The 26,158-nt window shown below is 68.5% G+C and carries 23 protein-coding genes; 11 read left to right on the top strand and 12 right to left on the bottom strand.

Features of this window, described 5'->3' with window-relative positions:
* Window positions 1-166: 166 nt before the first annotated feature.
* A complete protein-coding gene (locus tag ACFYPC_RS12140) occupies window positions 167-2,434 on the bottom strand; it encodes a (Fe-S)-binding protein (protein WP_388674067.1) in 2,268 nt (755 codons plus the stop codon).
* Window positions 2,435-2,843: 409 nt separating this feature from the next.
* Here ACFYPC_RS12140 and ACFYPC_RS12135 point away from each other — a divergent pair, with 409 nt between their 5' ends.
* The 5 genes from ACFYPC_RS12135 to ACFYPC_RS12115 all read left to right on the top strand — a co-directional run bounded on the left by ACFYPC_RS12135 (window position 2,844) and on the right by ACFYPC_RS12115 (window position 8,253).
* Window positions 2,844-3,956: an MraY family glycosyltransferase gene (locus ACFYPC_RS12135; RefSeq protein ID WP_388674065.1), complete on the top strand. Its 1,113-nt coding sequence runs from the start codon at window positions 2,844-2,846 to the stop codon at window positions 3,954-3,956.
* Window positions 3,957-4,062: 106 nt separating this feature from the next.
* Window positions 4,063-5,910: a molecular chaperone DnaK gene (gene dnaK, locus ACFYPC_RS12130; protein WP_388674063.1), complete on the top strand. Its 1,848-nt coding sequence runs from the start codon at window positions 4,063-4,065 to the stop codon at window positions 5,908-5,910.
* On the top strand, window positions 5,907-6,575 hold the full coding sequence (grpE, locus tag ACFYPC_RS12125; RefSeq protein ID WP_385730166.1) for a nucleotide exchange factor GrpE: 669 nt from the start codon (window positions 5,907-5,909) through the stop codon (window positions 6,573-6,575). Before dnaK ends, grpE begins: the two co-directional genes overlap by 4 nt.
* 33 nt (window positions 6,576-6,608) lie before the next feature.
* Window positions 6,609-7,793 (top strand): molecular chaperone DnaJ, encoded by a 1,185-nt coding sequence (gene dnaJ / locus ACFYPC_RS12120; protein WP_388674061.1) that lies wholly within the window; start codon window positions 6,609-6,611, stop codon window positions 7,791-7,793.
* Between the two features lie 7 nt (window positions 7,794-7,800).
* Window positions 7,801-8,253 carry a heat shock protein transcriptional repressor HspR gene (locus ACFYPC_RS12115; RefSeq protein WP_388674059.1) on the top strand — a complete coding sequence of 151 codons (453 nt, stop codon included), beginning with the start codon at window positions 7,801-7,803 and terminating at the stop codon, window positions 8,251-8,253.
* A gap of 121 nt (window positions 8,254-8,374) precedes the next feature.
* Here the strand turns inward: ACFYPC_RS12115 and ACFYPC_RS12110 are convergent, their stop codons facing one another.
* From ACFYPC_RS12110 to ACFYPC_RS12095, 4 genes are all read right to left on the bottom strand, one after another.
* Window positions 8,375-10,099 (bottom strand): fibronectin type III domain-containing protein, encoded by a 1,725-nt coding sequence (locus tag ACFYPC_RS12110; RefSeq protein WP_388674057.1) that lies wholly within the window; start codon window positions 10,097-10,099, stop codon window positions 8,375-8,377.
* A gap of 5 nt (window positions 10,100-10,104) precedes the next feature.
* Window positions 10,105-12,156, bottom strand: a complete 2,052-nt coding sequence (locus ACFYPC_RS12105) for a fibronectin type III domain-containing protein (protein WP_388674055.1) — start codon at window positions 12,154-12,156, stop codon at window positions 10,105-10,107.
* A 162-nt stretch (window positions 12,157-12,318) separates the two neighbouring features.
* The gene (locus ACFYPC_RS12100; RefSeq protein WP_388674053.1) at window positions 12,319-12,519 is read right to left on the bottom strand and encodes a DUF397 domain-containing protein; all 201 of its coding nucleotides are present in this window, start codon (window positions 12,517-12,519) and stop codon (window positions 12,319-12,321) included.
* Window positions 12,520-12,529: 10 nt separating this feature from the next.
* Window positions 12,530-13,417 (bottom strand): helix-turn-helix domain-containing protein, encoded by an 888-nt coding sequence (locus tag ACFYPC_RS12095; protein WP_388674051.1) that lies wholly within the window; start codon window positions 13,415-13,417, stop codon window positions 12,530-12,532.
* Between the two features lie 270 nt (window positions 13,418-13,687).
* Between ACFYPC_RS12095 and ACFYPC_RS12090 the strand changes: the two genes are divergently transcribed.
* The 3 genes from ACFYPC_RS12090 (at window position 13,688) to ACFYPC_RS12080 (ending at window position 16,335) form a co-directional block, all read left to right on the top strand.
* The gene (locus ACFYPC_RS12090) at window positions 13,688-14,119 is read left to right on the top strand and encodes an ATP-binding protein (protein WP_388674049.1); all 432 of its coding nucleotides are present in this window, start codon (window positions 13,688-13,690) and stop codon (window positions 14,117-14,119) included.
* A 132-nt stretch (window positions 14,120-14,251) separates the two neighbouring features.
* Window positions 14,252-14,926, top strand: coding sequence for a Uma2 family endonuclease (locus ACFYPC_RS12085; protein ID WP_388674047.1), 675 nt, complete (start codon window positions 14,252-14,254; stop codon window positions 14,924-14,926).
* Between the two features lie 281 nt (window positions 14,927-15,207).
* On the top strand, window positions 15,208-16,335 hold the full coding sequence (locus ACFYPC_RS12080) for a sugar ABC transporter substrate-binding protein (RefSeq protein ID WP_388674045.1): 1,128 nt from the start codon (window positions 15,208-15,210) through the stop codon (window positions 16,333-16,335).
* A gap of 76 nt (window positions 16,336-16,411) precedes the next feature.
* Here ACFYPC_RS12080 and ACFYPC_RS12075 read toward each other — a convergent pair whose 3' ends face one another.
* Entirely contained in the window at window positions 16,412-16,633 is a 222-nt protein-coding gene (locus ACFYPC_RS12075; RefSeq protein ID WP_388674043.1) for a hypothetical protein, read from the bottom strand.
* A 61-nt stretch (window positions 16,634-16,694) separates the two neighbouring features.
* Between ACFYPC_RS12075 and ACFYPC_RS12070 the strand changes: the two genes are divergently transcribed.
* Both ACFYPC_RS12070 and ACFYPC_RS12065 read left to right on the top strand, forming a co-directional pair.
* Window positions 16,695-17,429 (top strand): translation initiation factor IF-2, encoded by a 735-nt coding sequence (locus ACFYPC_RS12070; protein WP_388674041.1) that lies wholly within the window; start codon window positions 16,695-16,697, stop codon window positions 17,427-17,429.
* 94 nt (window positions 17,430-17,523) lie between these two features.
* The gene (locus ACFYPC_RS12065) at window positions 17,524-18,195 is read left to right on the top strand and encodes a M15 family metallopeptidase (protein WP_388674039.1); all 672 of its coding nucleotides are present in this window, start codon (window positions 17,524-17,526) and stop codon (window positions 18,193-18,195) included.
* Window positions 18,196-18,197: 2 nt separating this feature from the next.
* On the opposite strand, the gene ACFYPC_RS12060 is transcribed toward ACFYPC_RS12065, so the two are convergent.
* From ACFYPC_RS12060 to ACFYPC_RS12050, 3 genes are read right to left on the bottom strand one after another with little or no spacing between them, the layout of a single operon-like run.
* Window positions 18,198-19,061, bottom strand: coding sequence for a transglutaminase N-terminal domain-containing protein (locus ACFYPC_RS12060; RefSeq protein ID WP_388674037.1), 864 nt, complete (start codon window positions 19,059-19,061; stop codon window positions 18,198-18,200).
* 2 nt (window positions 19,062-19,063) lie between these two features.
* A complete protein-coding gene (locus ACFYPC_RS12055) occupies window positions 19,064-19,996 on the bottom strand; it encodes an alpha-E domain-containing protein (RefSeq protein WP_388674035.1) in 933 nt (310 codons plus the stop codon).
* Between the two features lie 37 nt (window positions 19,997-20,033).
* Window positions 20,034-21,578 carry a circularly permuted type 2 ATP-grasp protein gene (locus ACFYPC_RS12050; RefSeq protein ID WP_388674033.1) on the bottom strand — a complete coding sequence of 515 codons (1,545 nt, stop codon included), beginning with the start codon at window positions 21,576-21,578 and terminating at the stop codon, window positions 20,034-20,036.
* 474 nt (window positions 21,579-22,052) lie between these two features.
* Here ACFYPC_RS12050 and ACFYPC_RS12045 point away from each other — a divergent pair, with 474 nt between their 5' ends.
* Window positions 22,053-23,120, top strand: a complete 1,068-nt coding sequence (locus ACFYPC_RS12045; RefSeq protein ID WP_388674031.1) for a LuxR C-terminal-related transcriptional regulator — start codon at window positions 22,053-22,055, stop codon at window positions 23,118-23,120.
* Here ACFYPC_RS12045 and ACFYPC_RS12040 read toward each other — a convergent pair.
* From ACFYPC_RS12040 to ACFYPC_RS12030, 3 genes are read right to left on the bottom strand one after another with little or no spacing between them, the layout of a single operon-like run.
* Complete coding sequence (locus ACFYPC_RS12040; protein ID WP_388674029.1) at window positions 23,086-24,084, bottom strand: helix-turn-helix transcriptional regulator; 999 nt, start codon at window positions 24,082-24,084, stop codon at window positions 23,086-23,088. The two genes, ACFYPC_RS12045 and ACFYPC_RS12040, sit on opposite strands and share 35 nt — an antisense overlap.
* Window positions 24,081-25,070: a LuxR C-terminal-related transcriptional regulator gene (locus ACFYPC_RS12035; protein WP_388674027.1), complete on the bottom strand. Its 990-nt coding sequence runs from the start codon at window positions 25,068-25,070 to the stop codon at window positions 24,081-24,083. Before ACFYPC_RS12035 ends, ACFYPC_RS12040 begins: the two co-directional genes overlap by 4 nt.
* 23 nt (window positions 25,071-25,093) lie before the next feature.
* The gene (locus tag ACFYPC_RS12030; protein WP_388674025.1) at window positions 25,094-26,083 is read right to left on the bottom strand and encodes a helix-turn-helix transcriptional regulator; all 990 of its coding nucleotides are present in this window, start codon (window positions 26,081-26,083) and stop codon (window positions 25,094-25,096) included.
* Window positions 26,084-26,158: the final 75 nt, after the last annotated feature.

Below are 26,158 nucleotides of genomic sequence, written 5' to 3'. Positions count from 1 at the left end.
CGGAAAAAGCGCCATAACCGCCGAACCGACGGCGCTTATGGGGGCGTTGGGGACGCGCAGGCGCTGAGTACGCCCCCAGGGACTCCCGTGGGGAGGCACAGGAAACGCTGCAGGGGCCGAGGAATCCCGGCCCCTGCAGCGTCAACCCACGTGCCTGTCTACTGCGTCACTTCACCGGCTCCGGCTCCGGCACGCTCTCCGCTTCCGCCGAGCCCGCCGGGTCGGCCGGGGTCCTGACGGAGTCGAGGAGCAGCTGGGCGACGTCGACGACCTGGACGGACTCCTTGGCCTGGCCATCGTTCTTCTTGCCGTTGACCGAGTCGGTCAGCATGACGAGGCAGAACGGGCAGGCCGTCGACACGATGTCCGGGTTCAGCGAAAGGGCCTCGTCCACACGCTCGTTGTTGATGCGCTTGCCGATGCGCTCCTCCATCCACATGCGCGCCCCGCCGGCGCCGCAGCAGAAGCCGCGTTCCTTGTGGCGGTGCATCTCCTGTTGGCGCAGGCCGGGGACGGCGGACATGATCTCGCGCGGGGGCGTGTAGATCTTGTTGTGGCGGCCCAGGTAGCACGGGTCGTGGTAGGTGATCAGGCCTTCCACCGGGGTGACCGGGACGAGTTTGCCCTCGTCGATGAGGTGCTGGAGCAGCTGGGTGTGGTGGATGACCTCGTAGTCGCCGCCGAGCTGCGGGTACTCGTTGCCGAGGGTGTTGAGGCAGTGCGGGCAGGTCGCGACGATCCTCTTCGCGGACTTCGGCTTCTTCGTCGCCGGGTCCTCGTCATCCTCGCCGTACGCCATGTTCAGCGCGGCCACGTTCTCCATGCCGAGTTCCTGGAACAGCGGCTCGTTGCCCAGACGGCGGGCCGAGTCACCGGTGCACTTCTCGTCGCCGCCCATGATGGCGAAGGAGACGCCCGCCATGTGCAGGAGTTCCGCGAAGGCCTTGGTGGTCTTCTTGGCTCGGTCCTCCAGTGCGCCGGCGCAGCCGACCCAGTACAGGTAGTCGACCTCGGACAGGTCCTCGATGTCGCGGCCGACGACCGGGATCTCGAAGTCGACCTCCTTGGTCCACTCCAGGCGCTGCTTCTTGGCCAGCCCCCAGGGGTTGCCCTTCTTCTCCAGGTTCTTGAGCATCGTGCCCGCCTCGGACGGGAACGCGGACTCGATCATCACCTGGTAGCGGCGCATGTCGACGATGTGGTCGATGTGCTCGATGTCGACCGGGCACTGCTCGACGCAGGCACCGCAGGTGGTGCAGGACCACAGGACGTCCGGGTCGATGACGCCGTTCTCTTCGAGGGTGCCGATGAGGGGGCGTTCGGCCTCCGCGAGGGCGGCGGCGGGTACGTCCGCGAGCTGCTCCTCGGTGGCCTTCTCCGTGCCCTCGGCGTCCTTGCCACCGCCGGCCAGCAGGTAGGGGGCCTTGGCGTGGGCGTGGTCCCGCAGCGACATGATCAGCAGCTTCGGGGAGAGCGGCTTGCCGGTGTTCCAGGCCGGGCACTGCGACTGGCAGCGCCCGCACTCGGTGCAGGTGGAGAAGTCCAGCAGGCCCTTCCAGGAGAACTGCTCCACCTGGGACACACCGAACACGTCGTCCTCACCGGGATCGGTGAAGTCGATGTCCTTGCCGCCCGACGTCATCGGCAGCAGCCCGCCGAGCGCGACCGAACCCTTGGCGTTGCGCTTGAACCAGATGTTGGGGAAGGCCAGGAAACGGTGCCAGGCCACGCCCATGTCGGTCTTCAGCGAGACCACGATCATCCAGATGAACGAGGTCCCGATCTTGATCATCGCGGTGAGATAGATCAGGTTCTGGAGCGTGCCGACGTCCGTCCCCCTGAAGGCGGCGACGATCGGGTACGAGGCGAAGTACGCGGCCTCGTAGCCGTGCACGTCGGCGAGGGCGCCCTCCAGGCCGCGCAGGGTCATGATCGCGAGCCCGATGATCAGGATGACCGACTCGACGAAGTAGGCCTGGCCGGTGTTGGACCCGGCGAAGCGGGACTTGCGGCCCGGCCTGTCCGCCTTGGAGAGCTGACGGATGACGATCAGCGTGAGGATGCCGAGGGTCGTCATCAGGCCGATGAACTCGACGAAGATCTCGTACGGCAGCCAGTGGCCGATGACCGGCAGCACCCAGTCGGCCTGGAAGAGCTGCCCGAAGGCGTTGACCAGGGTCGCGACCAGTGAGAAGAAGCCGACGGCGACGAACCAGTGCGCGACGCCGACCACGCCCCAGCGGTTCATCCGGGTGTGGCCGAGGAACTCCCTGACCACCGTGACGGTGCGCGCGGCCCAGCCGTCGGTGCGGGTGCCCGCGGGGACGTCCTGGCCGAGCCGTACGAACCGGTAGATCTGCGCGATGGCCCTGCTGAACAGGGCCGCGCCGACCACGGCGAGTACCAGCGACACAATGATCGCGGCGAGTTGCATTTGGGGGCTCCTCGGGCCTGCGAGGTGTTGCTCCGAGAGGTACTTCGGAGGTGATTGCGGTGATTGCGAACGATTACTAAGCGGTAACTTATGTAGTCGGTCTGAGAGTACCCATATCTTCTGCCGCACTGTAGCCAGGGGCGCGGTGATCTGTGTCGCTGAGGGTTGCCTGAGCGGGGGTGCCCCACACAACGGCCGTACGAGACGCCCATGTGGCGGCCGTACGAGACATCCGTGTGGCGGCTGTACGAGGTGCTCATGTGGCTGCCGTGCGAGGTGCTCGTGTGGCGGCCGTACGGACACCCATGCGGCGGCCGTCCGAGACGCCCATGTGGCTGCCGTGCGTCGCCGCGTAAACCCGATCGTGTTATTCGCACAGTATTGTGACATTTACGCCTAAATTGGCGAGGTGTTGTACGGAATCGTCGCCGCCCTCGCCGCCCTGCTCCTCGCCGCCGTCCTCGCCGCCCTGCTGCGGATGTTCGCCCTGCGCTTCGGGGTGGTCCAGCGACGGCCGCGGCGCTCGCGCGCGGTTCCCTTGTTGGGCGGGGTGGCGGTGCTCGGCGGGACGGTGCTGGTGGCCGGCGTGGGGGAGTGGACGGAGGTCGCTCCGCTGGGGGCGGACGCCGGGCGGCTGCTGGTGGTCGGGGCCGGGGTAGGACTGCTCGGGCTGGTCGCCGACCTGCGGGCCGTGCCGCTCGGGGTCCAGGTGACAGGCGTGGGACTGGCCGCCGTGCTGACCGTTCCCTACGGTCAACTCGGCGTGCTCGGCGCGGTGTTGGGCATCGTCTGGACCGTCCTGGTCACCTTCGCCTTCGTCTCGCTCGATCACGCCGACGGAGTGATGGGGACCGTCGGGGTCGTCACCGCCTTCGCGCTGAGCGGGTGTGCGGCGGCCGAGGTCATGGACGGTACGACGGTGCTGCTGAGCGTGCTGGCCGCGGCGCTCGCCGGGTTCCTGATGCAGGGCAGGCCCCCGGCGCGGATCGTGCCGGGGCGGTGCGGGGCGCTCTTCGCCGGGTTCGTGCTCGCCTCGGCGGCGGTGCTGGTGCACGGGGGGCGGGAGACGGGGTCCGGGGTCGCGGCGCTGTTCTCGCTGACCGCGGTCGGGCTCGCCGATCTCGCTCTCGCGGCGCGGGGGCCGGGCGGGCATCTCGCTCAGCGGCTTCGGCGGGTCGGGCTGACGTCGCGGGGTGCCGTGGTGGTGATCGGTACGGCGGCGTTCGGCGCGGCACTGGTCGGTTTGCTCATCGATCTGGGGTGGGTCGGTGCGGGGGCGGCGTGGTGGGTGGCGGGGGGCGTCGCGGTGGTGGTGCTCGTGGCAGGCGCGGGCCCCGTTTCCCGCCCCCGTCGCCCCTACCCGTTCCCGTCCCCTGGGGCCCGCGGCGGAGCCGCTGATGGACGCAGGGCCCCCAGACCTCCGGTCGCCCGGAGGGGCCGTCATCCGCAAGTGCAGGCCGGGCTGAAGACTCAAGCGCCGGACCGACTGAAAACCCCCAGGTCAGACGCAAGATGCGTCTAAGAAACAGATAAGAGTTGAGCCTCCTCGACTCAGCTCCGTTGACGATGTGGCGGGAGTCGTGCACACTTGAGTCCGTTCCACTCAAGTCATTGCTGGAGGAATTGAAATGGCACGTGCGGTCGGCATCGACCTGGGCACGACTAACTCCGTCGTCAGCGTTCTGGAGGGCGGCGAGCCCACCGTCATCACCAACGCCGAGGGTGCCAGGACCACGCCGTCCGTCGTCGCCTTCGCGAAGAACGGTGAGGTTCTCGTCGGCGAGGTCGCCAAGCGCCAGGCGGTCACGAACGTGGACCGGACCATTCGGTCCGTGAAGCGTCACATGGGCACGGACTGGAAGATCGAGCTCGACGGCAAGAGCTTCAATCCGCAGCAGATGAGCGCCTTCATCCTGCAGAAGCTGAAGCGTGACGCCGAGGCTTACCTGGGCGAGAAGGTGGCCGACGCGGTCATCACCGTCCCGGCGTACTTCAACGATTCCGAGCGTCAGGCGACGAAGGAGGCAGGCGAGATCGCGGGCCTGAACGTCCTTCGTATCGTCAACGAGCCGACGGCCGCCGCCCTTGCGTACGGCCTCGACAAGGACGACCAGACGATCCTCGTCTTCGACCTCGGTGGCGGCACCTTCGACGTCTCGCTGCTCGAGATCGGCGACGGCGTCGTCGAGGTGAAGGCCACGAACGGCGACAACCACCTCGGTGGTGACGACTGGGACCAGCGTGTCGTCGACTACCTGGTGCAGCAGTTCCGCTCCGGCCACGGCGTGGACCTGGGCAAGGACAAGATGGCCCTCCAGCGCCTCCGCGAGGCCGCCGAGAAGGCCAAGATCGAGCTGTCCTCGTCCACCGAGACCTCGATCAACCTGCCCTACATCACGGCTTCCGCCGAGGGCCCGCTGCACCTGGACGAGAAGCTCACGCGCGCCCAGTTCCAGCAGCTCACCGCTGACCTTCTGGAGCGCTGCAAGACGCCGTTCCACAACGTCATCAAGGACGCCGGGATCAACCTCTCCGAGATCGACCACGTCGTTCTCGTCGGTGGCTCCACCCGTATGCCCGCCGTCGCCGAGCTCGTCAAGGAGCTGACCGGTGGCAACGAGGCCAACAAGGGTGTGAACCCGGACGAGGTCGTCGCCATCGGCGCCGCCCTCCAGGCCGGTGTCCTCAAGGGTGAGGTCAAGGACGTCCTGCTCCTCGACGTGACCCCGCTGTCCCTGGGTATCGAGACCAAGGGCGGCATCATGACCAAGCTCATCGAGCGGAACACGACGATCCCGACCAAGCGGTCCGAGATCTTCACCACCGCCGAGGACAACCAGCCCTCCGTGCAGATCCAGGTCTACCAGGGCGAGCGCGAGATCGCGGCGTACAACAAGAAGCTCGGGATGTTCGAGCTGACCGGTCTGCCGCCGGCCCCGCGTGGTGTCCCGCAGATCGAGGTCGCCTTCGACATCGACGCCAACGGCATCATGCACGTCACGGCCAAGGACCTCGGCACCGGCAAGGAACAGAAGATGACCGTCACCGGTGGCTCCTCGCTGCCGAAGGACGAGGTCAACCGGATGCGCGAAGAGGCCGAGAAGTACGCGGAGGAGGACCACGCCCGCCGCGAGGCCGCCGAGTCCCGCAACCAGGGCGAGCAGCTCGTCTACCAGACGGAGAAGTTCCTCAAGGACAACGAGGACAAGGTCCCCGGCGAGGTCAAGACCGAGGTCGAGGCTTCCATCGAGGAGCTGAAGGCCGCGCTCAAGGGCGAGGACACCGCCGAGATCCGCACCGCCACCGAGAAGGTCGCCGCGGTCTCGCAGAAGCTCGGCCAGGCCATGTACGCCGATGCCAACGCCGCCCAGGCCGCGGGTGACGCTCCCGGCGCCGAGGCGCCGAGGGCCGACGACGACGTGGTCGACGCGGAGATCGTCGACGAGGACCGTGACCGCAAGGACGGTGCCGCGTGACGGAGGAGACCCCGGGCTTCGAAGAGAAGCCTGACGTCCCTTCCGGCGCCACCCCTGACGACGCCGAGCCGACAGCCGCCCCCGAGGGGGCGGCTGCGGCCGGGGACGAATCAGCAGCAGCACAGGCACAGGCCCAACTGGCCGGTCTGACAGCACAGCTGGACCAGGTGCGCACGGCGCTCGGTGAGCGCACGGCGGACCTCCAGCGGCTGCAGGCCGAGTACCAGAACTACCGCCGCCGGGTCGAGCGCGACCGGATCGCGGTCAAGGAGGTCGCCATCGCGAACCTCCTGACCGAGCTCCTGCCCGTGCTCGACGACATCGGCCGCGCGCGGGACCACGGTGAACTGGTCGGCGGCTTCAAGTCGGTGGGTGAGTCGCTGGAGACCGTGGCGGCGAAGCTGGGTCTGCAGACCTTCGGCAAGGAGGGCGAGCCCTTCGACCCGATGATCCACGAGGCCCTGATGCACTCGTACGCGCCGGATGTCACCGAGACGACGTGCGTGGCGATTCTGCAGCCGGGGTATCGCTTCGGCGAGCGCACCATCCGCCCCGCGCGGGTGGCCGTCGCCGAGCCCCAGCCCGGTGCGCAGGCCGTCAAGTCCGAGGACGCGACGGCCGAGGCGGCGGACGACAAGGAGAGCGGTGGCCCGGACGAGGGCTGACGTTGAACGCGTGAGAGAGGAGGGACGTCGAGGATGAGCACCAAGGACTTCATCGAGAAGGACTACTACAAGGTCCTCGGCGTCCCCAAGGACGCCACCGAGGCCGAGATCAAGAAGGCGTACCGGAAGCTCGCCCGCGAGTTCCACCCGGACGCCAACAAGGGCAACGCCAAGGCGGAGGACCGCTTCAAGGAGATCTCCGAGGCGAACGACATCCTCGGGGACCCCAAGAAGCGCAAGGAGTACGACGAGGCACGCGCCCTCTTCGGCAACGGCGGCTTCCGTCCGGGCCCCGGCGCCGGAGGCGGCAACTTCAACTTCGACCTGGGCGACCTCTTCGGAGGCGGCCCCCAGGGCGGCGGAGCACAGGGCGGCGGCTTCGGCGGCGGGATCGGTGACGTGTTCGGCGGGCTGTTCAACCGCGGCGGCACGACCACCGGTACCCGTACGCAGCCCCGGCGCGGCCAGGACATCGACACCGAGGTGACGCTCAGCTTCACCGAGGCGGTGGACGGCGCGACGGTTCCGCTGCGGATGACCTCCCAGGCGCCCTGCAAGGCCTGTTCGGGCACCGGCGACGCGAACGGCACACCCCGTGTGTGCCCGACGTGCGTCGGCACCGGCCAGGTCGCCCGCGGCTCCGGCGGCGGGTTCTCCCTCACCGACCCCTGCCCCGACTGCAAGGGCCGCGGCCTGATCGCGGAGACCCCGTGCGAGGTCTGCAGCGGCAGTGGCCGCGCCAAGTCCTCGCGCACGATGCAGGTCCGTATCCCGGCCGGCGTCAGCGACAACCAGCGCATCCGGCTGCGCGGCAAGGGCGCCCCGGGTGAACGGGGCGGCCCGGCGGGCGACTTGTACGTCACCGTTCACGTCGACACCCACCCGGTCTTCGGCCGCAAGGGCGACAACCTCACCGTCACCGTCCCCGTCACCTTCGCGGAGGCGGCCCTCGGCGGCGAGGTCAAGGTGCCCACGCTGAGCGGGCCGGCGGTGACCCTGAAGCTGCCGCCGGGCACGCCGAACGGCCGCACCATGCGTGCCCGCGGCAAGGGCGCGGTCCGCAAGGACGGCACCCGCGGCGACCTGCTGGTCACCGTCGAGGTGGCGGTCCCCACGGAGATGTCGGGCAAGGCTCGTGACGCGCTGGAGGCGTATCGCGAGGCGACCGCGGGTGAGGACCCGCGGGCGGAGCTGTTCCAGGCCGCGAAGGGAGCATGAGGACGCCATGGACGTACCCGGCCGTCGACGCAACCCGTACGAACTGACCGAGGAGACGCCGGTCTACGTCATCTCGGTGGCGGCCCAGCTCTCCGGCCTGCACCCGCAGACCCTGCGTCAGTACGACCGCCTCGGCCTCGTCTCCCCCGACCGCACCGCCGGCCGGGGCCGGCGCTACTCGGCCCGCGACATCGAACTGCTGCGTACCGTCCAGCAGTTGTCCCAGGACGAGGGCATCAACCTCGCCGGCATCAAGCGCATCATCGAGCTGGAGAACCAGGTCGCCGCACTCCAGCAGCGCGCCGCCGAACTCCAGGCGGCGGTGGACGGCGCGGCAGCGGCGATGCAGCAGCGGGAGGCGGCGGTGCATGCGTCGTACCGCCGTGATCTCGTGCCGTACCAGGAGGTACAGCAGACGAGTGCGTTGGTGGTGTGGCGGCCGAAGCGGCCGACGGACTAGTTCCAGGACGCCTTGAACGCGTCGGAACCTTGAACGCGTCGGAACCTTGAACGAGTCGGAAGGGGCCGGGAGACGATCCGTCTCCCGGCCCCTTTTGACGTCTGCCGGATGCCTGCGGTCACTACGCCGGCTCGGTGACCGTCCAGTCGCCCGCGGGCAGCGTCTCGGTGCCGTCGGCGGCCACGCCGGTCACCCAGTAGTACGACGTGGTGCCGCGCTTCGCGCCGGTGTCGAAGTACATGAAGGCACCGACACCGAGGTCGGCGATCTTCTCGTACGCCCCGATGGCGGGGTTCCAACGGTAGACGCGGTATCCGGCGGCGGCCTCCGGCGCCGGGTTGTCCTCGCCGCCCAGCCCGTACCACTGGAGCAGGTTCCCCTCGTCGCCCTCAGCCCCGCTCGCGCTGAGGCTCAGCGGCGAGCCCTCGGGCGTCTGCACGCTCGGCGTCATGTCGAGCTCGGTCGCGGCGACGGCCTCGGCCGTCCGGGTCGACCTGAAGGAAGAGTTCCCGGACGCGTCGATGGCGTCGATGAAGAAGCAGACGCGGTCGCCGTCCGGCAGAGTGGTGTACGAGTACGAGGTGGTGTCGGCCCCCAGATACTCCGTCAGGGTTCCGTAGCAGACCTGCTGATCGCCCTCGTCGCCCAGGATCTCACCCCAGTAGACGGTGTACCTCGCGAGGTCGGCGGCCGGATTCGCGTCCCACTCCAGCTCGAAGCCGTACTCGGTCGGAGTGACCGTCAGCCCGGTGACTGCGGGCGGAGCGGTGAGGTCCTCGCGCTCGCCCGCGGCGGCGCCCGAACGCGCGGACTCGTTGCCCGCCGCGTCGAGAACGGTCACGCGGTAGTAGTACGTGACGCTTTCGGCGGCCGAGGTGTCCAGGTACGAGAGCCGATCTGTACTGCCCACCCGGGTGTACGTACCGTTCTCGCTCGCCGCCCGGTAGACGCGGTAGGACGCCGCCCCCGTGACCCCGTTCCAGTCGAGCTGCAGCCCGGTCCGCATGGAGGTGGCGATCAGCCCGGCGGGTGCGCCAGGTGCCGTCCGGTCGACGGTGGTCACGCCCTGGTCCGCGGTACCGGCGGACTCGTTGCCCGCCTTGTCGTTGGCGCGGACCTCGTAGTAGTACGTCTCCCCGGTCGCCGGAGGCGAGTCGGTGTACGAGGGGGCGGTCGACGTGGCGAGTTTCGTCCAGGTGGTGCTGCCCTGGAGCCGGCGGTAGGCGCGGTAGCCCGCGAGGTCCAGCTCCTGGTTCTTCGACCAGGTGAGCTTTGCCTTGCCGGTGGCTGGGTCGTACGAGACGGAGGTGCCCGTCGGGGTGAGGGGCTTGACCTTGTCGACGCTCGCTGAGGTGCGCGGTGTGTAGTCGAACTTGACGTTGGCCTTGCCGGTCCAGTTGGCGTAGTCGATGCGGAGGGTGTGTTTGCCCTTGGGGATCGTGATGTTGACGGTCTTTGTGACCGTTGTGGAGACGTTCTTCCAGATGTCGACCTTGCGGGTGCCGTCCACGTATACGCGGATGCCGTCCTGTGCGGCGACGGGGAGGGCGAAGGGTCCGCCGGAGCCGAAGTCGCGGGTGACGGTCCAGCGGACGCCGAAGTTGTCCTTGGGGAGTCCGGAGGTGGGGGCGGCGGTGCCCCAGTTCTCGCTGATGGTGGCGTCGCAGTTGGTCTTCTTCGGCGTACCGGAGAAGGTCGTGTTCGCGAAGAACTGCCGCTTGTAGACCGGAGAAGTGCAGCTCACGGCCGCCGACGCCGGGGTGGCGACGGCCGTGAGGAGGCCGCCGGCCGTGGCGAGCACGACGGCGGTCGCGGGGACGCCGGCGCGGCGCAGGGAGGTTCGCATCGGGTTCAGGCTCCACTCGGCAGAGAGACGCTGGAGTCCACGTTGCTGAACGTCTCCGAGCCGTCGGCCGCGACGACCGAGAGCACGTAGAAGACGGTCGTACCGGTGGGGATGGTGGTGTCGGTGTAGTTGGTGGCCGTTGGCGGGAGCGGCGTGTCCGTCACACGGGCGTAGGTGCTCGTCGTGGGGTCCCAGCGGTACACGTTGATGCCGGTGGCCTCTGTGGCCACCGAGTCGGCGCAGTCGATGTACATGCCGCCGTGGTGGCCGACGGCCGTATAGGTGTTCAGGGAGCAGGGAGCGGTGTCCTCGGGCACGGTCGCCGGGGTGAGGTCGAGCTCTGTGACGGAGACCTTGGAGAGCTCCTGGCTCCAGGGGGCGACGTCCGGGTCGTTCGAGCCCTCGTATGTGCGGGAGTTGCCGTAGATGTCGTAGGCGACGACGACGTAGTGGGTGGCCTCGCCGTCCGCCCGCTCGGGGCCGACGACGTACTCGGAGGTGCCGCCGTCCACGACGTCGACGTATTCGGGAGTGCTCCACTGCGTCTGCTGCTCGTAGACGAGGTACTTGGCCAGGTCCGCGGCCGTGCTGTCGTCCCAGTCCAGCTTGATGCCGTACTCCCGTGGCTCGGCGGTCAGGCCGGTCACGTTCGGCGGCGGGATCTCGTCGCCGGGCCGGGTGACGGTCAACTCCTGGGATCCGGTGGACCAGAGACCGGCGGTGTTCTTGCGGACCATCACGTAGTGGTACGTGCGGCCCTGGTCGCCGTCGTAGTCGGTGCAGCTGCGGATGGTGTTGCCGGCCGCGTCGGTGCGGATCTTCCGGCTGCGGCAGTCGATGGGGTACACGCCCGAGGTGCTCACCGGGGACGTCTCGGAGCGGTACACCTCGTAGTCGGCGGTGTCGCCGCCCGCGGGCTCCGTCCAGGTGAAGACCGCACCCCAACTGGGCGTGGTCGCCACCACGTTCGAGGGCGGGGTGATGGTGCGCGCGCTGCGTACGACGGTGGAGGCACCGGCGTTCCCGGCGGCGTCGACGGCGCTGACCTTGTAGTCGTACGCCTTGCCGTAGGACGCCGTTGTGTCGGCGTACGTGGTGGAAGTGGTGTCGGCGAGCGCGGTGTACGTGGTCGCGGTGTCCCGCTTGCGGAAGATCCGGTAGGTGACCGTGTCGGCCGACGAGCCGGTCCAGGAGAGATTGTTGGACGCCTCCGTGGCGGTGACGGTGAGGACCGGAGCGGCGGGTGCGGTGTCGTCGTACGTCTCGACCGGTCCCTGGTCCGCGGTGCCCGCCGACTCGTTGCCCGCCTTGTCGTAGGCACGGACCTCGTAGTAGTAGGTCTGGCCGGTGGTCGGCGGGGCGTTCGTGTAACTGCGCTTGGCGGTGGTGGCCACCTTCGTCCAGCTGCCGCTGTTCTTCACCCGCCGGTAGACGCGGTACCCGGCGAGGTCCATCTCCTTGTTCGCGGACCAGGTGAGCTCCACCAGGGGACGGTTCTCCGCATCCGTGAACTCGTCGAACCAGGCGTCGGTCGGGGTGAGGGGCTTGACCTTGTCGACGCTCGCTGAGGTGCGTGGTGTGTAGTCGAACTTGACGTTGGCCTTGCCGGTCCAGTTGGCGTAGTCGATGCGGAGGGTGTGTTTGCCCTTGGGGATCGTGATGTTGACGGTCTTTGTGACCGTTGTGGAGACGTTCTTCCAGATGTCGACCTTGCGGGTGCCGTCCACGTATACGCGGATGCCGTCCTGTGCGGCGACGGGGAGGGCGAAGGGTCCGCCGGAGCCGAAGTCGCGGGTGACGGTCCAGCGGACGCCGAAGTTGTCCTTGGGGAGTCCGGAGGTGGGGGCGGCGGTGCCCCAGTTCTCGCTGATGGCGGAGTCGCAGTTGGTCTTCTTCGGGGTACCGGAGAAGGTCGTGTTCGCGAAGAACTGGCGCTTGTAGACCGGAGAAGTGCAGGTCGTGGCGGCGGAGGCGGGTGCGGCGGTGAGCGTTCCGCCCGCGGCGGCGAGCACGACGGCGGTGGCTGCGGCCGTGGTCGCGCGTCTGGCTGGGTTCATTCCGTCCTTCAAGTCCTGATCGTCAACGGCAGGCAAAGCCGTTGACGATCAAGACCTGTGAGGACGCGGCTTGGTTGTACGGATCTTGGCGCGTCCTTGTCCGTCAGGCCGCGGGGGTCGCCGACACCTCAGGGACAGCGCTGACACCGCGCCACTGAGGAGCTACGGGTTTGTGCTCGGGGTGCCGGTCAGCCTGACGTGATGCAGGAGCCCTGCGAGTCCCTCCGGGGCGGTGGCCAGGACGATGTCCGGGGTGTCGCTCTCGCGGAGGCGGAGGGTTCCGTCGGGGGCGGTGGCTATGTAGAGGCACTCGCCTTGCGGGCCGCCGCTGAACGTCGACTTCTGCCAGGTCAGTTCAGCCATCCGGGCCTCCTCAAAGGGTATAGAGGACGTGCTGGATGAGGGCCAGCGAATCCTTCACCGAGTGTGCTTCCGGGGCCAACGATACGTCGATCGGCGGCAAGGCGTACTCGGTGAGACGCTCGAAGAGCATCCCGTACTGGTGCAGAGCGTCAGGCTCGCCCAAGTACCGGATGCCAGTGGGGTATTCGAGTACCGCAGTGCCCAGCCGCGGCACGCGGGGGACTACGTGCACAAAGTTTCCGCTGATGGCGGCGTGTGCCTGGGAGCTGAACGGATAGATCTGGACGGTCACCTGGGGGAGGCGGGCCAACTCGATCAGGTGGAGGAGCTGTTGGCGTACCACTTCTGTACCGCCGAACCGCATGTGCAGCGCGGACTCGTGGATCACGGCGCGTACGGACGGGGGGTCCTCGCGGGTCAGGATCCGTTGCCGTTCCAACCGGAACCTCAGGGTGTCCTCGATGTCCTCGTTCTCGAAATCCAGTTGTGGGGTGGTGAAGATGGCCCGGGCGTAGTCGGCCGTCTGGAAGAGGCCCGGAATGAAGAGTGACTGGTGCATCCGCAGCTCAACGGCATCCGCTTCCAGCTCCGCCATGTTCAAGGGCCCTTGTTCCATGGGCTTCTTGTAGGCGGTCCACCATCCCTTGCCCGTCGCCTCGGACATGGCGACCAGGGACTCGATGTAGGTCTCATCCGTGCATCCGTAGAGGCGGCACAGCTCATGGAGCCGCTCCGTCAGGATGGTCGTTTTCGCCGTCTCGATCTGGCTGAGCTGGGCCCTGCCCATGCCGATCCGCTCGGCGGCCTCACCTGCGCTGAACCCCGCCTGTTCGCGCAGTTGTTTGAGCTCATAGCCGAGCCGCCGCTGGCGTTCGCTGATGGTGGTGCGCAGTCCCACGATTCACTCCTCGCTGGTCGCCCAAAGTCTCCCTGGATCTAGGGACTTCGTCCACTGATCCGAGTGAATAGCTTGAACAATGTAAACCGATAGCCCTACGGTGGGTGTCGAGCCGATAACTCACCGGAATCAACCAACTCCCCCTGCCCGCAAGCCGACAGTGCACCCGTCCCTCCCTCCAGGAGCGCGCGGACAGAGCCATCGCAGGGCACGGCCCAGCTCACCTCCACCCCCACCCCCACCCACCCCCACGACGGAAGCCGACCCCCCATGGACCTAGACCGCCGTGCCGCCCACCGCCCTGCCCAACTCACGCACGAGTACAGCCTGTTCGCCCCGGCGGACGCCACCGCGCCCCGCGTGTGCCGGGACTTCGTACGCGCCGTCCTGTTCATTCACGACCGAGAACCCCTGGTCCTGCCCGCCACCCTGTGCACGTCGGAACTGGTCACGAACGTCCACCTGCACACGAAGGGCACCGCCATGGTCCGTATCCGCCTGACCCCTGCCCGCCTCCACGTGAGCGTCTTCGACGAGAGCCCCGATCCACCGGTGGTGGCACACCCCGTGGCGGGTGTCGTCGCATGCTGGGGGCGTGGGCTCGCTCTGGTGGAGGAGATGGCTGACCTGTGGGGTGTCGCGGGTGAGCGCGCGGGGCGGTACGCGAAGGGGGTGTGGTTCGAACTTGGGTTGGCGGGCTGAGTCGTTTCTGCTTCGCCAGTTCGAGTGAACCGAGGACGTTTTCGCAGGTGGGCCCATATGGCTGCCTACCGTGACGGCGTTGCTTGTGCCTCAACGACGCCAAGCCCACACTTGAGGAGGAGGTGCCGCACCATGACCGCTCTTGCGCACGAGAGGCCCGAGACCATGCCTGAGACCAGGACCGAGTCCGAGCCCACCCCGTCGCCCACCCCGTCCGTCCCCGAGTTGGACGAGGTCCTGTTGCAGGCATGGAAGGCCATGGAACTCCCCGAGGGCTACCGCGCTGAGATCATCGAGGGAGCCATCGAGGTGTCACCCACCGGCCGCTATTCGCACGGCCAGATCATCAATCTGCTCCGGGACGACCTGGTGCTTTTCCTGAAGGACGGTGACTTCGCCGCGCGGAGTGACTTCAACGTCATCCACAAGGGAAGCGCCTGGATTCCCGACCTCTTCGTCGTCCCCAGGGACACCGAGCGGTACGTCACAGCCGACGGCTTGGGGATCTCCGCCGCCGCCGTCCGTCTGGTCGTCGAGGTCGTCTCCCCCGGCAAGCGCAACCAGGACCGCGACCGTGTGAAGAAGCGCCGGGAGTACGCCCGCGCGAGCATCCCCGTCTACGTCATCATCGACGACTACGACGACCGGGGCACGGTAACCGTCCTCACCGAACCCCGCCCTGAAAAGGCCGACTGGGTGGGCGTGCACCGAGTGTCGTACGGCACCGAGGTCACCATCCCCGAGGGGCCCGCCAAGGGCTTCGCGATCACGGAAGCGATCACGGGGCCTGCGAGGCCGGGGAAGTAGCGAGCGAGGCCATCGGTCCCTGGGGTCGACTTCAAGACACCGGGTCCGGGGGCAGGGGTCGTACGCGCGGGCCGGGGAGCCTGTGAAATGAGTGAAGCGTGTGAATCAGTGGGGATTCCTGGAAGTGGAGGCGCGCCCTCTTCCCATCGTGTTCACTTGGGGAACACAGCATGCTGTTGCCATCTCGTTAAGTGGTTAGTCCTTGACGCTGAGGTCATCGCCGCGTTGGCTTTCAGCCACTTGGGTCGCAATGCTGCAACCTCGCCCGAAAGGCATCTGATGTGAACACTCGTAACACCCGTCGGCGTCGGGCCGTCATAGCCGTGAGTTCGTCCGCGATGGCCGCCTCCCTCGTCGGCTGCGGGGTCGTGGACGGGATCGGCGGCGGCGGCACCTCGGCCAGCCCCACGAAGGGCGACGACATCACCGTGGGTCTGCTCCTCCCGGAGACAGAGAACACGCGTTACGAGAAATTCGACTACCCCATCATCAAGTCCGAGGTGGCGAAGCTCACCAACAACAAGGGCACGGTGGACTACGCCAACGCCGGGTCGGACGCGAACAAGCAGGCCACCCAGCTCCAGAAGATGGTGGACGACAAGGTCGACGTGCTCCTCTTGGACGCCGTGGACTCCAAGGCCATCGCCCCCGGCGTGCAGAAGGCCAAGGACGCGGGTATCCCTGTCATCGCGTACGACAGGCTGGCCCAGGGACCGATCGACGCGTATGTCTCCTTCGACAACGAGCTCGTCGGCGAAGTGCAGGGCAAGGCTCTTGTCGGCGAGCTGGAGAGCAAGTCCGCCAGCAAGAAGATCATCATGATGAACGGTTCGTTGACCGACCCGAACGCGGCGCAGTTCAAGGCGGGCGCCATGCTCGAACTCCAGAACAAGGTGGACATCGTCAAGACGTACGACACCAAGGACTGGGACCCGGTCGAGGCCGGGAAGAACATGGAGAAGGCCGTCGCCGCCGTCGGCATCGACAACATCGCCGGCGTGTACGCCGCCAACGACGGCATCGCGGGCGCGGTCATCGACGTCATGAAGACCATGGGCGTCAGCACCGTTCCGCCGGTCACCGGGCAGGACGCGGAGCTCACCGCGGTGCAGCGCATCGTCAAGGGCGACCAGTTCATGAGCGTCTACAAGTCCTACCCCCAGGAGGCCAGCGTCGCCGCCGAGATGGCCGTGGCGAGGGTCCAGGGCCGCACGATCGAGTTCGACGCCCTGGCCAGCGACAAGGTCGACAGCCCCACGGACAAGAACATCCTGGCCGCGCTCGTCCCGGTGGTCGCCCTCACCAAGGACAACATCGAGGACACGGTCATCTCGGACGGCATCTACAAGGTCAAGGACATCTGCACGGCCGACTACAAGTCCGCGTGCGAGGCGATCGACCTCAAGTAGCCCGCGGGTCCTCTCGGTCCCCCTGGTCTCTTGATGTGACCCAGCAGAGCGGCGAGCCCCTCCGGGCCGGTGACGATCACCGTACGGGGCTCGTCGCTTTCGCGTAGGCGGGCCGTTCCGTCGGGGCGGCGGCGACGAAGAGGTGCTCGGCCTGCGGGCCGCGGCCCGTCACCACGATGATGGTCTGCGGCCTCGCCGACCCCGGATGAGGATCGAGACCGAGGTGTACGCCCGCCTCCGGAACCTCACGGGTACGCCCAGGTCTGCTCGGGTCGCCGCACCCGCTGAGTACGATCACCTACGTCGGTCTGAGTACGCGAGCGATTGTCCGCCGCGCGCGGCGCCGGAAGTGTGGATGCATGCGCCGACTACTGCTGCTCGCCCCGCTGTTGCTGTTCACCGCCGGATGCGGGGTGGTGCAGTCCTCCGAGGACGAGGCGACGGACGCCGCACGGGAGGCGGCCAGGAAAGTGGGCGAGCGGCTCTACAGCCAGCGTCCGCGCACGGCGGAAGAGGTCGGGCGCTCTGCCTCCGGTATCGACGGGGTGGAGGTACTGCGGGTGACGGGCACCTCGACACACGACGGAGACGGCATCGACCTGGTCGTCCGCACGTACGGCTCGGCGTACAACGAATGGCTCGACCCCGACGAGGTCGCCGTGCGGCGCTGTTTCGCGGTGCGGGTGTCGCCCGAGTCGGAGTGGCGCGAGGTTCCCCGTGACGTGGACTGCCCGGACGGCCGCCCGCTGACCTTCGCCCCGCCACCCGAACCGCCCCGGCTGCCGTACGAGGAGCTCGACGCGAAACTTCCCCGGGTGCCGGAGGGCGGCCGGGTGGACGAGGCCGAGGTGCGCCGTACGCTCGCCGACCTGGACCTCGATCCGGCGATCCGTACCGAGGTGAAGGCGGACGGCGGCCGGGTCGGCGTCCTCCTGACGGTGCAGGGCAACCACTTCGACCCGCAGGACTGCCTCCTTGCCCGCGTGGGCCCCGGCGCCACCGAGGTGTGGGTGCCGCCCCGGATACAGCGGATGCCCGGAGAGGGCGGCTGCACCGTCGGCTTCGCCCTGGACCCGCAACCGGCACCGCACTGAACGGGGCCTGGCTCTGGCGGAAAACCGCCCGCATCCTCCCCGCGCCTCCGCGATGCCGCCCATTGCCACGACCGTCCTGCGGCATGATCAGTTCATGACCGAGATCGTGTTGATGTCAGATCCGAAGATCGCCGCGATACCTGTTGTGGACTGTGGGGAGCCGCTGTTCGACGTGCGGTCGGGGGGAGGGGCGTTGACCGTCGACGCCCGCAGGTGGGATGAATCGGGGGCCTTCGCGCAGCTGCGGGAGGGAGTCCTGGCGCGGCTCGTGGCGGCCGGGGCACTCCTCCCGGACGGTGTACGGCTGTTGTTCGTCGAGGGTTACCGGCCGCCGGCCCTGCAGCGGGAGTACTTCCAGCAGTACGCCGACGAGCTGAGGGCCGGCAACCCCGGCTGGGATGCCGAGCGCCTCCGGAACGCGGCCAGCCGGTACGTGTCCCCTCCGGAGATCGCCCCGCACAGCGCGGGCGCCGCCGTGGACCTCACCCTCGTCGACGCCGACGGACATGAGCTCGACATGGGAACGCCGGTGAACGCGAACCCGGAGGAGAGCGACGGCGCCTGCTACACGGACGCGAGCGGCATCGGCCCGCGGGCACGCGCCAACCGCCGGCTGCTCGGCGACGCGCTGACCGCGGCCGGGCTGGTCAACTACCCCACGGAGTGGTGGCACTGGTCCTACGGCGACCGCTACTGGGCGCTCGTCACCGGAGCCGCCCACGCGATCTACGGGTCTCAGGAGCAGGGTGCCGACCTCCACCGATGAGGTCAGGCCACCCGTGTGAACTCCACCGTCACTTCGGGCGGACCTCCGGCGACGCCCCGGTACACCCCCTTGTGCGGCGTCACGTCGTCGTAGTCGCGTCCGCGGCCCACCACCACGTGGGACTCGGCGGCGCGGGTGCTGTTGGTGGGGTCGTAGCCGTTCCAGTCGCCCGCCCAGTACTCGATCCAGGCGTGGCTCTGGCCCGCGACGGGACGGTGCAACTCGGCGTCGCGCTCGGGGTGGAGATAGCCGGAGACATAGCGGGTGGGCAGTCCGAGGCCGCGCAGCAGAGCGGTCGTCAGGTGGGTGATGTCCTGGCAGACGCCCGCGCCCTGTTCCCAGGCCTCCATGGCGCTGGTGTTCACCCCCGTGGCGCCGGGGATGTACGAGACCTGCCCGGTGACCAGGGACGAGACGGCGACGGCGGTCTCGTGCGGGTCGAGGCCCGCGGCGACGGCGCGCGCCCGTTCCACCAGTTCGGGCGAGACGACCGTACGGCCGGTCGGTGCCGCGTACTCCAACAGGCGGGAGTTTGTGGTGAGTTCGGCGATCTCCGCCCAGGTGGGCGCGGTTGCCTGCGGGTCCGGCGGTGCCGTCTCCACCAGGCTCGACGCCGTGATGGTCAGGTTCGCGTGGGGTTCCGTGAGGTCGAAGCCGGTGACCTGGGTTCCCCAGTAGTCCCAGTACGACCAGGTGGCGGTGGCGGGGTTCACCGTCACCCGCGCGTCCAGGGTGGTCTGGCCGGGGAGCGTCAGCGGTGTCATCCGGACCTCGTTGTGCGAGGAGACCACGGCCTGCGCGTACGAGACATGGGTGATGTGCCGGATCCGGAGCCGACGGGTCGGCGCCTGCGTGTTCCCGGTCATGGTCACGCTCCTTCCTGAGCCCACTCGACGGGCCCCTGGTTCGGGAAGAACTTCTCCGCCACCGCTTCGGCGGACGCCATGCAGGCCTGCTGCAAGTCCTTCAGCAGCAGCGGGAGTTGCTCCTCAAGCGCGGACAGGTCCAGGTATTCCAGTCTGGTCCGCATACGTCCTATCGGTCGGCGCGCCGGGTCCTGCCGGGGCCGTCCCAGCGCCGCCAGGCACTCCTCCGCCGTGGTGAGCGCGTGCAGCGCCGAGCGCGGGAAGTCCCGGTCCATGAGGAGGAATTCAGCCACCCGCGGGGTGTCGCCGAACCCGCCGTAGACACGGGCATACGCCTCGTCGGCGCCGCTCGCACTGAGCAGTGTCGGCCAGTCGGGAGCATGGGCGGCGTCCAACACCCGTACGGACAGCAGCCGTACGGTCATGTCGACCCGCTCCAGGCTCCGGCCGAGGACCACGAACCGCCAGCTGTCGTCCCGGCTCATCGTCGAGTCGGCCAGCCCGAAGAAGAGGGCGGCCCGGCGGCGTACGAGCTCCAGATAGGCGTACGGGCCCGTGCGCCGCGAGGCCAGCCGTTGGTCGGCGAGCGCGTGCCAGGTGGAGTTGAGGCACTCCCACATCTCGGAGGAGACCGCCTCGCGGGCACTGCGAGCGTTCAGCCGGGCGGCGCCGATCGCGCCCTCGATGGCGCACGTCGAACGGGCGTCGAAGGCGAGCTGGTCCAACACCTGCTGCATGTCGACGCGTTCGTCGCCCGCGTCGACGCCGAGGATGGCGTACAGCGACCGGCAGGCGACGTCCTCGTCGCGCCAGGGGTCCTCCAGGAGCCGGTGCAGATAGGCGTCGAGGATGCGGCCGGTGGCGTCCGCCCGCTCCACGTACCGTCCGGTCCAGATCAGGGCTTCGGCTATCCGGGAGAGGATCACGTCGTTCACGGTCGTACCTCCTGTGCCTCGGGAACCAGCGAAGCGGTCACTGCTGCTGCGCCCCTTCCTGTACGGCGATGCGGTCGCCGTCGGGGCCGAGCTGGCGGGGGACGACGTCCGGCACGGAGCTGTTGATCTCAGGTGCGGGCCGGTCGGCGGGCCCTTCGGCCAGTACCCAGGTGTCTTTGGAGCCGCCGCCCTGGCTGGAGTTGACGATGAGGTTGCCCTCCTGGAGCGCGACCCGGGTGAGCCCGCCGGGCAGCACCCACACATCGCTGCCGTCGTTGACGGCGAACGGACGCAGGTCGATGTGGCGCGGTGCCATCCGGTCACCCGCCAGGGTGGGAGAGGTGGACAGGGCGACCGGCCGCTGGGCGATCCAGCCGCGCGGATCGGCGGCGACGGCCGCGCGCGTACGCTCCAGGGTCTCCCGGTCGGCCTTCGGCCCGATGACGATGCCCATGCCGCCGGCGCCGTCCACGGGCTTGATGACCAGCTGGTCGATCTGGTCGAGGACGGCTTCCAGCTGGCCCGGCTCGTCGGGCCGGAAGGACTCGACGTTGGGGAGAATCGGTTCTTCGGAGAGGTAGTAACGGATCAGGTCGGGGACGTACGTGTAGAGCAGCTTGTCGTCGGCGATGCCGTTGCCGACGGCGTTCGCGAGGGTCACCGTGCCCGCCTGCGCGGCGTTCATGATCCCCGGGCAGCCGATCACCGAGTCGGGCCGGAACTGCAGCGGATCGAGGAAGTCGTCGTCGAGCCGCCGGTATACGACATGGACGGGCATCTCGCCCCGCGTGGTCCGCATCCACACACGGTTGTTGCGGCAGACGAGGTCGTGCCCCTCGACCAGCTGTACGCCCATCAGGCGTGCCAGCAGGGCGTGTTCGAAGTAGGCGGCATTGCTGGGCCCGGGGGTGAGGACGACGACCCGGGGGTCGGCCACCCCGTCCGGAGCCGCCGCCCGCAGCGCGGCCAGCAGCTTCTGCGCGTAGCCGTCCACCGGCACCACATGCTGCTCGGCGAAGAGGGAGGGGAAGATCCTGGTCATCGCGCGCCGGTTCTCGATGACGTACGAGACGCCGGACGGTACGCGAACGTTGTCTTCGAGTACCCGGAACTCTCCCGCCTCGTCCCGCACGAGGTCGATCCCGGCGACGTGGATCCGTACCCCGCCCGGTGGCTCGATCCCGTGCGCGGCTCGGTGGAAATGCGGTGAATTGAGCAGGAGCCGCCAGGGTACGACCCCGTCCTCGAAGGCGTTGCAGGGCCCGTAGGCGTCGCTGAGATAGGCCTCGAGAGCCCTGACCCGCTGGGTCACTCCGCGCTGGATGAGGTCCCATTCGAGCGCGTCGAGGATGCGCGGCACCAGGTCGAGCGGCCAGGGCCGCTCCTCGCCCGCGAAGGCGTAGGTGACACCCCGGTCGGTGAACGCCCGCGCCATCTGGTCGGCTCTGAACCGCAGTTCAACCGGCTCGATGGGCTGCAACGCGGCCAGCACCGGCTCATAGGCGGTCCTGACCTCACCAGGCCGCTCGAACATCTCGTCCCATGCATCGGCCAACGCGTACGCGTCAAATATGTCCGCCATGGACTGACGTTAAGTGCGGTACGTAACACGCTGATCACTCGGTTATTTCCGGCAGTTCACGTGGTGTGCCGTTCGGCTTCGGGACGGGCGCCCGCCCCCGGCCGAATGGTGGGAATCCGGCCAGGGACACCAGAGGTGTCGGGGGCGTCGGGGACGTCGGGGGCGTCGAGGGTGCCCGGGTGTCTCGGAAGCGGATCCACGATGCGCCGGAAGGTTTGGGTGGGCCGCCACCGTCAGCTTGTTGCAATGGCCCGCCCCGGAGGTGGGGATTTTTGTGGACGTACGGGGGTAATTGGGGGCGGTGGGGAGGTGTCGCCGTGTTGCGATGGCGGACGGGGCCGCGCATAGTTGCGCTGCGGAAGCGCGGAGTACACAGCACGGAAGCGCAGGAGAGGGAAGCGCGTAGGACACAGGCGCGGAAGACGGAAAACGCTGGAGCCGACGGCGGGGAGATGGCCGGGCGGGAGTGGGGAGATGGCCGGGCAAGGCACGGACACGCATCCGCACGGCGCTGACCAGCTGTGCGCGGCAGGGGACCGGGTGTATTCCCGTGCCGTACGGCACGGACGTGTGCCCCGCGAGGACGCGGACACGGTGCCCTGCCTGGTGGAGCTTGCGCTGCTGCACCCCGACCCCGACGACATGGGGTGGCTGGTGCCGACCTCGCCGCAGGAGGTCATGACGCGGCTGCTGCGCGGGGTGTACGCGGAAGTCAGCGCGAGCCAGGCGCGGGTGGGCGAGGCGGTGTCCGCGTTCGAGTGGTACGCCGGGCTCGGCGGGCGCGTCCAGGCGCCGGCGGAAGGCGCCGCGATCCGCGTACTCGACGGACTGCCCCGCATCCGGGCCGCCATGGACGCGGCGACCGAGGCGTGTACGTCCGAGGTCCTCACCGTGCAGCCGGGCGGCATCCGCCGCGAGGACGAACTCTCCGAGGGCCTGCACCGGGCCCTGGGACTGCGCCGCCGCGGCGTCCGCATGCGCGACCTGTACACGCATGTGGCTCGGCACGGCCAAGGCCTCCTGAACTACATGGAGTTGATGGGTGGGGCGGCCGAGGCCCGCACGCTCGACGAGGTCGTGGAACGCCTCATCCTCTTCGACCGCACGGTCGCCTTCATCCCCGCGAACTCGGACCGCACGGTAGCGCTGGAGCTGCGCCACCCCGCCCTGGTCGACTACCTGGTGACGGTCTTCGAGCGCCTGTGGCGCCTGGCGATCCCGCTCGCCTCCACGCTGCCCTCGACAGGCATCGAGGGCATCACCCACCGCGAACGGTCCATCGCCGCGCTCCTCGCGGAGGGCCACCAGGACGCGGTGGTCGCGGAGCGCCTGGGAATCAGCGTGCGTACGTGCCGGGCGCACATCGCCCGCCTCTCGGAGACCCTGGGCGCGGCAAGCCGCACCCAGCTCGGCGTCCGCATCGCCCAGGCGGGCCTGCACGACCCTCCACGCTCCCCGGACCTCGAGGCGGTCACGGTCCCCGGCATGCCCGGCGTGCCCGGCGTGCCTAAGGTGCCCGGTCCTGCCGTTCCTCCTGGCTGAGGATCCCTGACTGCCCGATGAGGTAGCCGAGCTGTGCCCGGCTTTCGCTGCCGAGGGTGGCGGCGAGTTTGGCTATGTGGACGCGGGCGGTGCGGATGTTGAGGCCGAGACGTTCGGCGATCGTCGCGTCGGTGTGGCCTTCGACGAGCAGGGCGGCTATGGCCTGTTGGCGATGGGTGATGCCGTTGTGCGAGGGGCGCTGGACCGCTTCCGGGTGCATGGGGGTGGCCAGTCGCCAGAGGCGGTCGAAGGTGGTGAGGAAGTGCTCGAGCAGGGCGGGGTGACGCACTTCGAGGGCGAGGGTGTAGTCCTTGCTCGCCGGGATGAAGGCCACGCTGCGACCGACAACGATCAGCAGCTGAATGACCTCGTCCAGAGTGCGTGCCTCCACGTCCCCCCTCAGACGTTCGTAGCGGGCGAGCACCGTGGGGGCGTGGCGGAGCGTGTGCTGGTAGAGCGTGCGGATGCGCCCGCCGCGGTCCAGCAGTTCCTGGTCGCGGCTCAGGGCACCGACATGGTTCTCGGGAGGCGGACCGACATGGGAGACGTAAGGCTGGACGGCCAGGACCTCGGATGCGTCGACCATGGCCTCACTGATGGCCGCGTTGATCTGGTCCTTGCCGCTGAGCAGGCTGATCGCCGGTGCCTTCGCGTCTGCCGTACGGGCACCGTCGATCCGCAGGAGCGGCTCGAACATCGTGGCCAGCCGCTCCTCACGCCGACGCTCGTCCGCGATGCGCTCAGCGGCGGTGCGCAGGAGCCGGTGGAGGGCTACGGCGGGTGCTACGGGTTCCAGCCATTGCATGTCCTCGACATGCGGCTGGAGCAGTCCGAGGTCGACGAGGCAGGGCACGCTGCCGGCGGCCTCCCTGTGTACCCGGCCTTCGCGCAGGGCGCTGGTGTACAGCTCCGTTCCCGCCGGGCAGAGGTCCTCCAGTCCGTGATCCGGGTGTGCTGTGGTCACTCCGCCGTGCCCTCCTCCTGCTTCAGGATTCCTGACTCGGCGATGAGGTAGCCGAGTTGGGCCCGGCTTTCGCTGCCGAGGGTCGCGGCGAGTTTGGCGATGTGGACGCGGGCGGTGCGGATGTTCAGGCCGAGGCGATCGGCTATGGCGGCGTCGGTGTGGCCTTCGATGAGGAGGCTGGCGATGGCGTGCTGGCGGGGGGTTATGCCGTTCAGGATGGGCTGCTGGGCTGCCCGGGGGTACATCGGAGTGGCCAGGCGCCAGAGGCGGTCGAAGGTGGTGGCGAGGTAGGCGACGATGGCGGGATTGCGGACCTCGACTGCCATCGTGCGGTCGGTGTTGGCGGGGATGAAGGCCACGGCGCGGTCGAGGACTATGAGGCGGTCGGTGACCTCGTGGAGGGTGCGGACCTCTACGTCGCCCTTCAGCCGCGCGTAGTGGGCGAGAGCCGCGGGGTCGTGGCGAGAGGTGTGCTGGTAGAGGGTGCGCATGCGGCAGCCCCGCGAGAGCATCTCCTGCTCCTGCACAAACGCGGCTGCCAGGACCGGCGGGGGACGTTTTCCGCCAGGCTGGATCGCGAGTACCTCGCGTGACGAGTGGGCCATGGCTCTGGCGATGACGGTGTTGATCCGCTCGATGCCGATCAGAACAGTGTTTGCTGGTGCGTCCGTGGGGCTTGCCTGTCCTGCGTGCAGGGCGATGAGCGGTTCGAGGGCTTCCGCCAGGCGAGCTTCGCGCTGTCGTTGCTGGGCGATGTCCTCGGCGGTGGCACGCAGCAGCCGCGGAAGGGCTACGGCGGGGGCTACGGGGCGCAGCCGGCGCAGGTCTTTGAGGTCTGGCTGGAGCAGGCCGGAGTTGATCAGGCATGGGGCGGCGGTGTCCGCCTCCTCGTGGGGAACATGGCCTTCGCGCAGCGCACGGGCGTAAAGGTCCAGACCCCCCTCGCAGAGTTCGTCGGCTCTGTGCCCGTGTACCCCGGTGGTCACCTGCGGCTCTCTTCCCTCGAGATTCAGCGGTCCTGCTCCTGGTCCAGGATCCCCGACTGGGCTATGAGAAAGCCGAGCTGCGCCCGGCTGCCGCTGCCGAGAGCTGTGGCCAGCTTGGCTATGTGGGCACGGCAGGTGCGGACGTTCATGCCGAGTCGGCGGGCTATGGCCTCGTCGACGTGGCCCTCAATGAGCAGTTTCGCGATGGAGTGCTGGATGTCGGTGATGCCGTCGGGAGCGGTCTCGTAAGGGGCGCCCGCGTTCAGGGGGACCGCGCGGCCCCACATGAACTCGAAGACCTTGACCAGGTAGCGGACGAGGCCGGGGTGACGCAGTTCCAGGGCGACCTGCCGGTCATCGCGGGTGGGGATGAAGGCGACGGTCTCGTCGCAGATGATCAGCCGCTCGACCAGCTCGTCGATGGTGCGGTACTCCACCTTGCCGTTGGAGAACTGGTCTACGTAGGCCTGCGTCTCGGGGCTATACCGGGCCGTGTGCTGGTAGAGGGTCCGAATGCTCACGCCTCGTTCGGTCAAGGGCCTGTCGCGCTCCAGACCCTGGACGAGGGTGTGCTCCAGCCGACGGCCACCCGGCTGGACCGTCAGCATCTCGTTCTGGCACTGAGCCGTGGCCAGGTCGAGTGCTCCGTTGATTCGGTCGAAGCCCTCCAGCACTGTGATCGAGTGACTGCTCGCCGTTACCTGAGCGCTCAAGGTCATGAACGGTTCGAAGGCATCTGCCAGCTCGATCGACATCCGCCTGCGTTCCGTGATCTCGCTCTCTATGGGGTTGAGCCGCTGAGCGAGAGCGACCGACGGGGGGACCGGGCGCAGCCAGTTCGCATCGTCAGGATCTGGATGAAGGAGGGCGAACTCCATCAAGCAGGGAACGGACTCGACATCCGCGCGTGCGATGCGTCCCGAGCGGAGAGCGTCCGCATACAGGCGGCCACCTTCCTGGCATAGTTCGGTCACCGCATGGGGATGTGTCCCATTGGTTCTATTTGTTACCAAATCTCCACCCCCCAGGGTCCTGAACGTGCAGGAACATGATGCATCGAATGTGTGGCCACCACGTGCCCGAATGAG

Source organism: Streptomyces sp. NPDC005808 (genome assembly GCF_042871385.1).
In the GTDB taxonomy this organism is placed as follows: domain Bacteria; phylum Actinomycetota; class Actinomycetes; order Streptomycetales; family Streptomycetaceae; genus Streptomyces.
Note: the sequence above shows the minus strand (reverse complement) of the source record. Positions and strands in the feature narration are given on the sequence as shown.